The organism is Nostoc sp. (assembly GCF_036917635.1).
Classification (GTDB): Bacteria; Cyanobacteriota; Cyanobacteriia; order Cyanobacteriales; family Nostocaceae; genus Nostoc.
In genome coordinates this window covers 159,938-174,058 of the sequence record NZ_JBALCW010000094.1, presented here as the reverse complement: position 1 = coordinate 174,058, position 14,121 = coordinate 159,938, and the positions used below count along the sequence as shown (strand labels likewise).

Here is a 14,121-nt window from a genome sequence, read left to right as displayed (position 1 = left end):
ATTAAAATTATGAAAAGAGTGAAAAAATAAAGTCAAGTCCATGACCTATTACACCACCTATTGTTTCACCTATGGTTTTACCTATTGAACCACCAAAGATGGAACCAAGGGAGCCACATATTTTTTCCAAAATGGGAACAACACTAAATAATTTAGTTTTAATATCTTCCCTTTGTTGGCTATTAAAATTAATATCTGACTCATTATCATTAGCATCATTTGGTTCGTAATTTTCTGAAGGATTTTTTTGAGTCTGTTTTTTTCTTTTTTTGCCTGTTTTCTTTATTCTTGTAACTGTTGCTAAAAAAAATGGTAAAGCACCTCTATCAGACATTCTTTTAAATATTTGTGTATAAAGTTCTTCCAACCATCTCTTCCCATCTGGGGTAGTTTGATTCTTATTATCTACTGCAATTGATGGAATAGTACTGGCTACTTCATCACCCGTATACTTTGCAATTGCATATTGAATGCGTTTTGTTCTCTCTTGTAAATCTATTAGATAATCATTTGCTCTATTTGCGCTTGTGAAAATAATAACAGAATGTTTCCATATCTCCGGCGTAAATGCCTCTGAAATAACTTCTATACCTCGCCTTTCATCAGGACTAACTCTCGTCTCATCAAGACGAGTTACAAAGCATAGTGAATCAATTTGTTTTACTTTGTTTCGTATAAGTTCTATATACTTTTGGTCATTACCCTTTTCTGGAATATCGTCACAAAGACCCGGAGTATCAACTATAGTGAATTTAATACCGTTAATTTCATGCTCGTAAGACTGAACTTCCATTGTGGTTGGATCGTAATCACCTGTAGTACAAATTGGTTCACCCATTAGTGAATTTATAGTGCTTGACTTACCGACTCCTGTACGACCAACCAAGAGAAAAACAAATGATTGATTACGAGATTTTTGTAGGGATTTAATTAGGGAAAATAAATCATCTATGAATGATGGATAAGTTTTATAATCTATCGAGGAAAACAAGTTTTTTAGATTATTTATTAAATTATTATCTTTTGTGATGTTCATGGTGTTTTTATATTTTATTTAGACTCAATAGACAATAAGAAAAATTCAAACAATCTATCTAATTAAAAGTTAACAAAACACCATGAATAATAAGAACCGCATATACACGCATTAAAATGCCAATCTATCGGCATCTATCTGCGTACACCTGCGGTTAAAAATTGAGATTTTCCTAATTATTAAATACTAATCTTAATGCACTAACGCGATCGCACGTTTCGTTAACGCTTCAGCAGTCAATCCATTAAACGCCATCAACTCACCAGCACTGGCTGTAGTTTCGCCACGTTTCCAAGCAAAGGTGTCGCGCTTGGCTGTACTCCGTAACAGAATCGGTTCTAACATCCCCGCAGCACCACCTGTAACAGCAATTAAGGCATCGCCATCAAATAATTCGGCAAATTTGGCATCATCTAAGAAACCGCCTTCAGGCTCAGAACAAGTATCCCATGCGGTATCATGGCTACGGTACAATTGCCGAGGATTGATGACAGAAATAATCTTGGCACCAATACCTTCAGTTTCTAAGAAAGCAGCAGCTTCAAATACTGGCATTAATGTTAAATCGCCAATCACAGCAAATACAACTTGTCTATCACCAGCAACTTCATGTAATAGCACTGCACCATCGCGCAACCCTTGACGAGTTTGTTCTAAAGTTGTGCGAATTGGTAACGGCGTTTTACTTGCTGTAATCACAATTCCCTTATTCTTAGTTTTCAACGCCCAATCATAACAAGCTTGAATACTATTAGCATCAGGCGGAAATAATGGGAAAACATTTCCATTTCTCATCAACGCAGCAAAATAAGCTTCAATCTCAGGACGTTGGTGAGTCCAACCGTTGCGCCCTTGCTCTAATGCGCCGGCTGTGAATAAAGTAATAGTTGAGGGAGTTTGACGGCGCAATTCTGCCATTGATTGAGTCACAGTTTGCCAAATTGGTAATCCGTTGATGGCAAAAGATTCGTAAGAACACCACAATGTTCTCGCACCCATTAACGCTAAACCGACAGCTAAACCGGCACAAGCATCTTCACTCAATGGTTCATAAACTTGTCCATTTGGTGCTTGATTATATAAGTCGTCGGTTGTAGGGTGGATAATCTTTAATGCTTGGTTGATGTTGGCAATTCCTGATGCTTCATTACCATCGGCGTTGGTGACAAGAAAATGCCGATCTTTATTTCCAACTATTCCTACTAATCGTCCCATTGCGGTTGTAGAAACTTTTGCTTCACTTCCAACTGCATATTCTTCTAAAGGTAATTCGCCTAAATCTGGTAATGGAAATTCAAATTCTGTTACCACAGTTTTTGCTGCTGGGCCACCACCGGCGCGTTCGGCATTTGTTCTGACTAATTGCCAAGCTTCCGCAGACAAAGCACGGGTTTGCAATGCACTAATAATATGCGGCGCATCCAGCGTATCTTTAGGATACAGGTTGTGAGATTTTGCCCCCCGCGCGTGGACTCCTGCACCTTTGAGTTGTTTAATAATGAAGACGGTAAGTTTACCACCCAGTGCAAAACGCGCTGCTTTATCCACACCCGAAAGGACTGCTTGAGTAAATGCTAGGCGTTTCTCAAAGGAAAAGGCAGTACTATCAACATAATCCCCTGGCTGGTTTTGATCATCGAAATCTTTGGCATCCACTAACACCACTTCATCAAAACCGTTACCTTGCCAATATGCTTGCATCTGTTCGTTGGTTTTTAAAGAAACCATGCTGTGATGTTCTTGGCTGTAACCATTCCACACCAATATCGGTAAAAAGTTGGTGACAGCCGGATAAGCTGTATGGAAATGCCCGATCGCACTTACAATATAAGGCTCACCCAATCCACCATCCCCAACTGTAAAGGGGAACAACTTATCTTTGTGTAACAGTGCAGCCGCCATTGCAAAGTGTTGCCCTTGTCCCAAAGGCCCCGCAGGTGCGAGAATACCAGGAATAAAACCAGAAAGGTGTCCTAAAAGTCCGTGCTTTTCTCGGAAGCGATCGCGCAATTGTTGAACTGTAAAAATTCCCATGTCCTCTAGCGATCGATCCAAGAACATGGCACTATAAAATCCGGGGGCGTGGTGTCCGACTTCGGTAATAATGTTCTTGTATCCCAGCATGACAAGAGATGCATAAGCTTCTGCTTGGCTGGCGAATCCGCCGGGATGCCCAGAAGCTTTACTAGCAGTAACTTGCAAAGTTAGGTAGCGGAGGGCATCAGCAGCAAGTAAAGTTTGATATACAGCTGCTTTGTCTGTGGGAGATGCGATCGCTATTTTGCCCGACTCTATAGCAGGTTTTGCACCATAAGTTTCAAAATCTGGCAAAGCTTCACCAAAATATTGAATTCCTTCAGAAAAATCGGGAAGCGCTGAAGATGCCTTTGGAGAAATTGCAGTCATGCTGAGTACCTTTTGACGATTAGGTGAAACTGTAGATGCTCGTTGAATTTAACAAAAATTTTACATCTTTGAGGTTGTAACAGTTTATTGCTTTTTCGCAACCTCAGTATAAGTAACTTCAATCAACAAAAATTTATCAGTTTCAGTGTTTGTTCCGAAACCTTGCAAATTTACCCAGTAGCGATGCTAACGCAATACGGTAAGTTTTAAGAATATTTGTCGGTTGGGTTAGAACATTCGTGTTACCCAACAAACCCCGCTTTTAGGCAAAACCTAGGCAGTATTAAGCTTTATGGGGGTATTTTAATATATTCCGACTCTCCTAAAAATAAGTTTTTAGACTGCTTATATACACCAATATAGGATATTTGGGTATTACCAAAAGACGTAATTTAATTGGATGTCCACCCAAAATATTTTTAGTAACTTTTTTTTGTAAATACTTCTAAAGATTCAAAAAAAATATTATTATCCTTGTAAAAATTAATATTAATGATTTGCCAATCCGATTAACTTAGTAATTGGCTCTATAAATTACTTAAAAAATTTAAAAATTATTGTTCTAATTCCTTGCTGTTTAAACGGGAGCATCCCAATGAGTGCTTAAATCTTTTCCCTCACCCCCAGCCCCTCTCCCATTTTTGGGAGAGGGGAGACATAATTCTAGTTCCTCGTCTCCCAAAAATGGGAGAGGGGAGACGTAATTCTAGTTCCTCGTCTCCCGTAATATGGGAGAAGGGGTTAGGGGATGAGGGCTATCAAGGTTTTTGCACCTGACGGGATGCTCCCGTTTAAACAGGGTTACAGAGGAGCAATTATTAACCAAAACTTATTAAATTCCTTGCACTTTCCTAAATCGTAACGGTATTGAATCAACAATGAAAAAACTTGATAATTTACGCACACCAGCGTTGCTACAAACTCTGCAATTAATTGCTCAACCTACAAAAACATTAGAAAATTATGCTGCTAAGTATGGTGACATTCTTACAATGCGGGTAATGGGTTTAAAGTCGCCACCGATAGTATTTTTTAGCCATCCCCAAGCAATTAGTGATTGTTTTGCCATCCCTCCACACAAATTAGATTTTAAGAAAGCAACCCATGTATTTAAACCTTTGTTTGGAGAGAATTCTATTGTATTTCAAGAAGCGCGATCGCACCAACAACAACGCCAATTATTACTCCCAGCATTTCATGGCGATAATTTAAAATATTATGGACAGGCAATTTGTCAAATAACTGAAGAAGCTACACAAAATTGGACATCAGGTACAGATATTTGTATACACAAGTTAATGTCAAATATCACTTTAGAAATTATCTTAAAAGTAGTATTTGGTATTACTCATGGTGGGCGTTACCAACAATTAAAAGAAAAATTGAGTTCTTTATTAGAAGACGTAACTAAACCTTGGTATTCTAGCCTATTTTTCTTTCCTTTGCTGCAACAAGATTTAGGTGCATGGAGTCCTTGGGGAATTTTCTTAAAAAGACGAGAGGAAATTGACAAACTCATCTATGCAGAAATTTCTGAAAGACGTTGGCAAAATGATGCTGCGCGTACAGATATTCTCAGTATGCTGATGTCAGCGGGTGACGTAAATGGAAAACAAATGACAGATGAGGAATTACGCGATCAACTAGTTTCATTATTGCTGTTGGGTTACGAAACTACATCTGGCGTATTAGCCTGGGTATTTTATTTAATTCACTCTCATCTGGAAGTGAAACATCGGCTAATGCAAGAACTAAACACCTTGGATGATCTGACAAACCCTGAAGCAATTACACAATTACCTTATCTCACCGCCGTCTGTCAAGAAACACTGCGAATTCATCCTATTGCTTTAATTTGCACACCACGAATGGTAAAAGATACTGTAGAAATTATCGGACAAAAATTTACCTCAGAAACAGTTTTAGTTCCCTGTATTTATTTAGCACATCGCCGAAGCGAGACTTACCCAGAACCAGAACAGTTTCGTCCAGAAAGATTCCTCAACCAAAAGTTTTCGCCTTATGAATATTTACCCTTTGGTGGGGGTTATCGCGGTTGCATCGGTGCGGCATTTTCCATGTATGAACTAAAATTAGTAACAGCCATAATATTATCCCATTTTGAACTAAGCCTTACTGATAAACGTCCAGTGCATCCAGTCCGTCGTGGTATTACAATTGTCCCTAGCGGCGGTGTAAAAATGGTTGTTACCAAAATAACAAAACTTAAAAGACGAACAAGAATTTCTACTTGATTACTCAATCCTCCAATTTGCATATACCGGAATGTAGATTCATTCTTAGTATCTAGCCTTTACAGTAAATAGTAAGAGGACATTTAGAAGATGATTAATTCATGCCTGATGAGCATCGGTTGGAAGAACAATTTATATCCCAGGAAGCTGAAAAAATAATATCTGAAAAGCTAGATGGTGCAGAGAAAATAGAAATAGATGTACAAACCGATCTGTTGAAAATAGTTCAGGGACAAGCCGATGGAGTTTCGGTTGCTGGACTTGGATTAGTAATCCAAGAAGATATTCGTGTACAGGAAATCAAACTGCAAACAGATAGTATTAACATCAATCCCTTCAGCGCTATTTTTGGTCAAATAGAACTCAATGAGCCAGTAAATGCCACTGCTCGGATTATACTCACAGAAGTAGATATGAACCGCGCTTTGGCATCAGACTTTGTTAGCAGCCAGATGCAAAGCTTTGATTTGGATGTAGATGGCACAATTGTGAGTTTTGAGGCACAAAAAATTGAAATATTTTTACCTGGCGATGGCAAAATAGAATGTAACGGAAGAGTACTGTTAAAGGAAAAGGGAAATACTCGGCTTTTGGCTTACACTGCGATCGCACGTCCACGCACTCATTCACAACCCGCGATGCTGGAGAGTTTTAACTGCACTGAGGGAGGGGGAATTTCTCTAGAAGTAGTTACAGCTTTAATGCACAAAGCCAAAGAATTGATGAATATACCGTATTTTAAATGGGAAGATATGGTGTTTCATATTAAAGATATAAAAGTAGAAACTGGTAGTTTAGTGCTTCTCGTAGAAACTAAAATCAAGCAAATACCATCATATTAACAATTAAAAATTAAAAATTAAAGACATTTCAGAGGGAGATTTAAACCTCACCTAAAACTGATGCTACATGTAGATATTGGGGTGTTGAATCCTTGAATTTAGCAGAACTTTTGTTACTGAAGGATGATGTAAAAGTAGTAAAATGTTTCTACTATTTAGAAACCTACTTATTTCTAAATTCCAACTATGCAAGAGTATGATGTTGTGCTAATCGGTGCTGGACACAATGGTTTAGTTTGTGCAGCTTATTTGCTGAAAGCTGGTTATAGCGTCCTGTTACTAGAAAAGCGTTCTGTTCCAGGTGGTGCAGCAACAACTGAAGAATGTTTACCACAAGAGGCTCCTGGATTTAAATTTAACTTGTGTGCTATTGACCATGAATTTATTCACTTGGGGCCAGTAGTTGAAGAATTAGAACTAGAAAAATACGGTTTGCATTATTTGGAATGCGATCCAGTTGTTTTCTGTCCTCATCCTGATGGAAAGTATTTCTTAGCACATAAATCGCTAGAAAAAACTTGTGCAGAAATCGCTCGTTATAGTGAACGTGATGCTAAGAAATACGCAGAATTTGTCGATTATTGGCAACGAGCGATCGGTGCAATGGTTCCTATGTTTAATGCACCGCCAAAGTCAATTATAGATATCGTTGGCAACTACGATATCAAAAAATTAAAAGATTTATTTTCGATGATTGGTTCCCCAAACAAAACGCTGGACTTTATTCGCACGATGTTAACCAGCGCTGAGGATTTACTTAACGAGTGGTTTGATGAGGAATTTCTAAAAGCGCCACTATCAAGATTAGCAGCAGAACTTGGTGCGCCGCCATCGCAAAAAACGCTTGCCATTGGTGCAATTATGATGGCGATGCGTCACAATCCGGGAATGGCCAGACCACGCGGTGGAACTGGCGCACTTGTGAAGGCTTTGGTGAATTTAGTCACAAGTAAAGGTGGCGTTATTCTGACAGATCAGCATGTTGAAAAAGTTTTAATTGATGATGGAAAAGCTGTTGGTGTACGAGTAGCTGGAAACACCGAATATCGCGCTAAATACGGCGTTATTTCTAATATTGATGCCAAGCGGTTATTTTTGCAAATGACTGATAAAAGCGATATCGATGGAGCCGATCCTAACTTATGGGAAAGATTAGAACGCCGCATCGTTAACAATAACGAAACTATCCTCAAGATAGACTTAGCTTTAGACGAACCACTGCGCTTTCCATACCACGCCCATAAAGACGAATATCTCGTTGGTTCTATCTTAATTGCTGATTCTGTGGCTCATGTAGAACAAGCTCATAGTAAATGTACCTTGGGGGAAATTCCTGATGCTGACCCATCAATGTATGTGGTGATGCCTAGTTATTTAGACCCCACATTAGCGCCACCAGGTAAGCACACTGTATGGATTGAGTTTTTTGCCCCTTATCAAATTGCTGGTGCAGAAGGCACTGGTTTAAAAGGTACTGGTTGGACAGATGAATTAAAAAACAAAGTTGCAGATAGAGTGATTGATAAATTGGCAGACTATGCACCAAATGTAAAGAATGCAACTATCGCCCGTCGTGTAGAAAGTCCAGCAGAACTAGGAGAAAGATTAGGTGCATATAAAGGGAATTATTACCATGTTGACATGACTTTAGATCAGATGGTATTTTTCCGTCCTTTACCAGAAATAGCCAACTACAAAACGCCAATTGAGAATCTATTTTTAACTGGTGCAGGAACTCATCCAGGTGGTTCGATTTCGGGAATGCCGGGACGCAATTGTGCGCGTGTGTTTTTGCAAGCAAAGCATCCCATTAGCCAAACTTTGAAGGATGCGCGGGATTCAATTAAGTCAACTGTCGAGTCAGTCTTTGGCATTAATTAGGTTTTATGTAAAGAGGCAAAGCTACGAAGTCAGGCTTTGCTTATTTGCGTTTTGACATCAGTTATGTAGCAATTCTACTTGATTTGCTTTCCACCAAGAAGCTTAGATCCCCGACTTGTTGAAGAAGTCGGGGATCTTTTTGTTCATAACTCCTGCACGGATTGCTATAACAACATAAAATTATCGTTTTTTAGCTCAAATTGATCCTAAATAATTGCTTTGTGTGTATTTAACATGATAATGTAATATACGCTTGATTCTAATAAGCATCTGTGGGTTGTCAAAAAAGCTCTTTCTGAAAAAATTAAGTAAATTAATGGCTGAAAACTAGTGTATTTTGATAATACTGAGAAAACAAACAAATTTTAAGATCATTTTATAATTTTTGTAGGTACAGCATGGTTTTTCGGCGCTGCTTGGTTACATCTGGCTTGATAGCTTTCTTCGCATTTGGCTGTAGTGGTGGGGCAAACTCATCAACAGAAAATACTACAAAAATTGTGCAAGAAAGTAATGTAACCCAGCTTTTCATAAAAGCGAAGGCTACCCAGAAAACAGAATATTTCTTTCATCAGGGTAATAATTTATTAGATAGACAACATTACGACGATGCAATAAAAGCATACAACAAAGCGATCGCCATCAAAATTGAGAGTCCTGAAGCTTGGATTAACCGTGGGATAGCCTTAACATCGTTGCAACGTTACCAAGATGCGATCGCATCTTACGACAAAGCGATCGCTATCCAACCCGACAAATATGAAGCCTGGTATAATCGTGGTATAGCCTTAACATCGTTGCAACGCTACCAAGACGCGATCGGATCTTACGACAAAGCGATCGCTATCCAACCCGACAAATATCAAGCCTTAATTAACCGAGGCATTGCTCTAACAAAACTACACCGCTACCAAGATGCGATCGCGTCTTATAATAGAGCGATCGGCATCAAGCCGGATTTGCACCAAGCATATTACAACAAAGCTTGCTCTTATGCCTTACAAAGCAATCTCGAATTAGCAATTGAGAATTTAGATAAAGCAATCGAACTTGTTCCTGATAAATACAAGAAATTAGCAAAAACTGACCCAGACTTTAGCAAAGTACGTAGTGCAAAACAGTTTCAAGAATTACTACAATAGTATTTTGTAACCATTACTGAGTGTAGAATAAAAGCTTGTTATAACAAAGATTTTTTTCTTGAGCGGTTTACAATTAGACATGAAAAAATTGTTAATCACCGGAGCAAGTGGTTTTTTAGGATGGCATCTTTGCCAGCTTGCAAAACAAGAATGGGAGATTTATGGCACTTATTTATGCCATCCTTTAGAGATTCCTGAAATCAAAACGTTAAAAGCAAACTTAACAAATTTTCAGGAATTGAAACGTATCTTTAGTGATATAAAACCAACAGCAGTTATTCATACTGCGGCACATTCGCAACCAAATTTTTGTCAAACTCACCCTGAAGAATCGCACACAATTAACGTCACAGCATCCTGCGATATTGCTGGACTTTGCGCGGATAATTCTATTCCTTGTGCTTTTACCTCAACCGACTTAGTTTTTGATGGTTTAAATGCTCCCTATCGAGAAACAGACGCCGTGTGTCCTGTCAATCTTTACGGTGAGCAGAAAGTCATGGCAGAAGCAGGTATGCTAGAAAGATATCCTATGACAGCAGTGTGTCGGATGCCGTTAATGTTTGGTGCAGAAACACCCACAGCGAAAAGCTTTATTCAGCCATTTATTCAAACTTTACAAGCAGAAAAAGAACTAAGTTTATTTATAGATGAATTTCGCACCCCAGTAAGTGGAATAACCGCGGCTAAAGGACTTTTATTAGCATTAGAAAAAGTTAACGGCATCATTCACTTAGGTGGAAAAGAGCGGATTTCGCGTTATGATTTTGGGCAGATATTAGTTGAGGTATTTAAACTTCCCGCCAGTGGTCTTAAGTCCTGCCGACAGCAAGATGTGAAAATGGCAGCACCTAGACCAGCAGATGTTTCTTTGGATAGTTCCAAAGCTTTTGCATTGGGGTATCAGCCGTTATCTGTAAAGGAAGAATTAGAGGATGTTTGTTTGTAAAGTCTTAATTCATACTAGCCCTGGCGACTAGAAGTCGCGGCTATACAGACAAAACCCACCTCCGTGGGTTTGAAACCCTTGATTTTCTCTTACTCCACGGGGGTAGACGTTGCTTGTGTAGTAGCGAATTTTATTCACCCAATACTTTTCAAACATCCTCTTAGGGACTTCCAAATAAAAAAATACCCAAAAAACTGAGGAAAAAACTCTCTCCTCCTCATTCCTCTGTGTTCTCTGTGCCTAATAAGGTTCGTTTCATTTGGGTAATTTATTTCTTGGAAGTCGCTTATATCGTGTCCGGCTAAAGACTTATCATTTAGAGCGAAGTTCTTGCAGTTCTTGCAGTTCTTGCTGGGGGAAAGAGGCTTTTCCGATTTTTGCACAGATGCGGTAATTATAAGTGATTAACCGGACAAGTCTATTATAGAAGTTAGGAGTTTTAACTCCTAACTCCTAACTCCTCACTTGATTTTAATAAGCATCCATTGGCAGACAAGAACAAACAAAATTCCTATCACCAAAGGCTGCATCAATTCGACCGACAGCCGGCCAGAATTTATACTCACGAGTCCAAGGTGCAGGGTAGGCAGCTTGTTCACGAGAATAGGGATGATGCCATTCTCCAGTAATCAGACTTTCGGCAGTGTGGGGTGCGTTCTTCAAAACATTATCTTGAACATCCAGCTTACCTGATTCAATTTCGGCAATTTCTTGGCGAATAGAAATCAACGCATCACAGAAACGATCTAACTCTTGTTTAGATTCACTTTCTGTAGGTTCCACCATGATTGTACCCCCTACAGGCCAGGAGACAGTCGGCGCGTGGAAACCGTAGTCAATCAGACGCTTGGCAACATCATCGATTTCGATCGCAGCTGATTTTTTGAGCGATCGCAAATCTAAAATACATTCATGGGCAACTAGACCATTTTTCCCCTGATACAAAACCGGATAGTACGATTCCAGTCTCTTAGCGATGTAGTTAGCATTGAGAATCGCCACCTTAGTTGCTTCGGTTAAACCATCTGCACCCATCATGGCGATGTACATCCAAGAAATCACCAAGATACTAGCACTACCCCAAGGCGCAGCCGCCACAGCACCAATACGTTGGGAATTAGAGATTTCTTCCCCATTCCCCACAACAGGGTGTCCGGGCAAAAATGGCACAAGATGAGAGGCAACCCCAATCGGCCCCATACCAGGGCCACCGCCACCATGAGGAATACAGAAGGTTTTATGCAAGTTTAAATGGCAGACATCCGCGCCAATATCTCCAGGACGGCAAATTCCCACTTGGGCGTTCATATTTGCCCCATCCATGTAAACTTGTCCGCCGTGACTGTGGACAACAGCGCAGATTTCCTGAATTGGCTCCTCAAAAACACCATGAGTTGAGGGATATGTCACCATTAAGGCAGCTAATTCATTGCTGTGTTTTTCTGCCTTACTCTTCAAGTCATCAACGTCAATATTACCTTGTGAGTCACAGGCAACAGCCACCACCTTCATGCCGCACATCACCGCACTGGCTGGATTTGTCCCATGTGCCGACGTGGGAATCAAACAGACGTTGCGGTGTTTTTGTCCACGGCTTTCGTGATATTGGCGAATCACTAAAAGTCCCGCATATTCGCCCTGAGAACCAGCGTTTGGTTGTAGAGAAATTCCCGCAAAACCAGTAATTTCAGCTAACCATGCCTCAAGTTGCTTAAATAGCATTTGATAACCGTGAGTTTGCGACGCAGGTGCAAACGGGTGAATCTTGCCAAATTCCTCCCAAGTTACCGGAATCATCTCAGCAGTCGCATTCAACTTCATTGTGCAAGAACCCAAAGGAATCATCGATGTTGTTAGCGATAAATCCTTGCTTTCCAGCTTGTGCAGATAGCGCAATAACTCAGTTTCTGAATGATAGCGGTTAAAAACTGGATGGGTGAGATATGTACTTGTACGAGAGAGAGATAGATGGGGAAGAGAGGGAGAAGTTAATTCTTCTAGGGTAAAAGGTAAATCATCTGTACCAGCGAAAATCTGCCAGAGGTCGATTAAATCTTCTGGTGTAGTTGTTTCATTCAGTGAGATACCAACAGCAGTGGCATCAAAAACCCGCAGGTTAATTTGAAGTTGTTCGCTAACTGCCAGAATATCTTTTAAATCGCGTCTTCCCAGTTCTACGCGCAGTGTATCAAAGAAATCTTTGGAACTGATAGTGTAACCCAAACGCTTCAGTCCTTCCGCCAATAGCACTGTTAAAGAGTGGATATTTTCGGCAATTTGCTTCAGTCCAGCAGGACCATGATAGACGGCGTACATACTCGCCATTACCGCTAATAACACCTGTGCAGTACAAATATTACTAGTAGCTTTTTCACGGCGGATGTGCTGTTCACGGGTTTGCAAGGCAAGACGTAATGCAGGCTTACCTTGAGCATCTTTTGATACACCCACAATTCGCCCTGGAACCAGCCGCTTATACTCTTCCTTCGTAGCAAAGTATGCCGCATGAGGTCCCCCAAACCCCAACGGAATAGCAAAGCGCTGGGTGCTACCCACAGCAATATCAGCCCCAAATTCCCCAGGAGGGGTCAGCAAAGTTAAACTTAAAGGATCTGCTGCTACCGTCACCAATGCACCCTTAGCATGGGCTTTTTCTATAAAAGCGCGGTAGTCGTAAATGCTGCCATCACTAGCGGGGTATTGCAGAACAGCCCCAAAAATTGGTTGATCAAAATCAAATGTTTGATGATCGCCAACAATAATCTTAATCCCTAATGGTTTAGCGCGTGTTTGCAACACGTCGATAGTTTGGGGATGACAATCACCAGAGACAAAATAGGCATTTGCCTGATTTTTACAAACACCATAGCTTAGGCTCATCGCTTCAGCTGCGGCTGTGGCTTCATCAAGCAACGAAGCATTGGCAATTTCCAAACCTGTTAAGTCGATAATTAGGGTTTGAAAATTTAGCAGCGCTTCTAATCGCCCTTGGGCAATTTCTGGCTGATAAGGAGTGTAGGCAGTATACCAACCGGGGTTTTCTAGGATGTTGCGTCCAATCACAGGTGGGGTAATACTGTCGTAATATCCCATACCGATGTATGAACGGAAAACCTGATTTTTGGCAGCAACTTTTTTTAATGATGTTAGTGCTGCATACTCACTTTCGGCTTCTGGTAACTTTAACGGTTGCTTCAGCCGAATTGCCTGTGGGATTGTTTGGTTGATTAGGGCATCCAAACTGGAAAACCCCAAAACCTTAAGCATTTGCTGGATATCGTCGGAGTTAGGGCCAATGTGTCTTGGCACAAAACTACTTAGCTTTTGACTTGTTTGACTTTTTTCATCCAGCACTTGCTGCTCATTAGACTTGAGAATAGGGGCGTTCAATACCACAAATTACTCTCCAGACGGTACTATTTCATATTTTGCAATAAATACTCATGATAAATAGGTGTAACTTTTCACTTTATCTAAATTTCATGACTTATAGCGCAATACGGTTCGGTTAAGATACCCCAACCTATCTTACACCCTTAAAAAGTCAGTAGCATAAGGGACTTCCAACAAATAAATTACCCAATCTTGTGGGGTATTTTTTTATTTGGAA

The 14,121-nt window shown here is 40.2% G+C and carries 8 protein-coding genes; 5 read left to right on the top strand and 3 right to left on the bottom strand.

All coding sequences use genetic code 11. The features are described from left to right. Positions 1-7: 7 nt before the first annotated feature. Together V7K32_RS22350 and V7K32_RS22345 are read right to left on the bottom strand one after the other, a co-directional pair. Positions 8-1,036, bottom strand: a complete 1,029-nt coding sequence (locus V7K32_RS22350; protein ID WP_334996029.1) for a GTPase — start codon at positions 1,034-1,036, stop codon at positions 8-10. 192 nt (positions 1,037-1,228) lie between these two features. Beyond that, a complete protein-coding gene (locus tag V7K32_RS22345; RefSeq protein WP_334996027.1) occupies positions 1,229-3,442 on the bottom strand; it encodes a phosphoketolase in 2,214 nt (737 codons plus the stop codon). A gap of 878 nt (positions 3,443-4,320) precedes the next feature. On the opposite strand from V7K32_RS22345, the gene V7K32_RS22340 reads away from it, so the two are divergent. From V7K32_RS22340 to V7K32_RS22320, 5 genes are all read left to right on the top strand, one after another. After that, positions 4,321-5,697 carry a cytochrome P450 gene (locus tag V7K32_RS22340; RefSeq protein WP_334996025.1) on the top strand — a complete coding sequence of 459 codons (1,377 nt, stop codon included), beginning with the start codon at positions 4,321-4,323 and terminating at the stop codon, positions 5,695-5,697. 101 nt (positions 5,698-5,798) lie between these two features. Next, a complete protein-coding gene (locus tag V7K32_RS22335; RefSeq protein ID WP_334996023.1) occupies positions 5,799-6,539 on the top strand; it encodes an LmeA family phospholipid-binding protein in 741 nt (246 codons plus the stop codon). A 186-nt stretch (positions 6,540-6,725) separates the two neighbouring features. Next, the gene (crtO, locus tag V7K32_RS22330) at positions 6,726-8,420 is read left to right on the top strand and encodes a beta-carotene ketolase CrtO (protein ID WP_334996022.1); all 1,695 of its coding nucleotides are present in this window, start codon (positions 6,726-6,728) and stop codon (positions 8,418-8,420) included. A gap of 398 nt (positions 8,421-8,818) precedes the next feature. Beyond that, positions 8,819-9,562, top strand: coding sequence for a tetratricopeptide repeat protein (locus tag V7K32_RS22325; RefSeq protein WP_334996020.1), 744 nt, complete (start codon positions 8,819-8,821; stop codon positions 9,560-9,562). A gap of 79 nt (positions 9,563-9,641) precedes the next feature. Continuing rightward, positions 9,642-10,511 (top strand): SDR family oxidoreductase, encoded by an 870-nt coding sequence (locus V7K32_RS22320; RefSeq protein WP_334996018.1) that lies wholly within the window; start codon positions 9,642-9,644, stop codon positions 10,509-10,511. Positions 10,512-10,982: 471 nt separating this feature from the next. Here the strand turns inward: V7K32_RS22320 and gcvP are convergent, their stop codons facing one another. Then, positions 10,983-13,907, bottom strand: a complete 2,925-nt coding sequence (gene gcvP / locus V7K32_RS22315) for an aminomethyl-transferring glycine dehydrogenase (RefSeq protein ID WP_334996016.1) — start codon at positions 13,905-13,907, stop codon at positions 10,983-10,985. Between the last annotated feature and the right edge of the window lie 214 nt (positions 13,908-14,121).

Coding starts and splice junctions, on each gene's coding strand:
- V7K32_RS22320 (WP_334996018.1), top strand. CDS start 9,642: ATGAAAAAATTGTTAATCACCGGAGCAAGTGGTTTTTTAGGATGGCAT.
- V7K32_RS22325 (WP_334996020.1), top strand. CDS start 8,819: ATGGTTTTTCGGCGCTGCTTGGTTACATCTGGCTTGATAGCTTTCTTC.
- V7K32_RS22345 (WP_334996027.1), bottom strand. CDS start 3,442: ATGACTGCAATTTCTCCAAAGGCATCTTCAGCGCTTCCCGATTTTTCT.
- V7K32_RS22350 (WP_334996029.1), bottom strand. CDS start 1,036: ATGAACATCACAAAAGATAATAATTTAATAAATAATCTAAAAAACTTG.
- crtO (WP_334996022.1), top strand. CDS start 6,726: ATGCAAGAGTATGATGTTGTGCTAATCGGTGCTGGACACAATGGTTTA.
- V7K32_RS22340 (WP_334996025.1), top strand. CDS start 4,321: ATGAAAAAACTTGATAATTTACGCACACCAGCGTTGCTACAAACTCTG.
- V7K32_RS22335 (WP_334996023.1), top strand. CDS start 5,799: ATGCCTGATGAGCATCGGTTGGAAGAACAATTTATATCCCAGGAAGCT.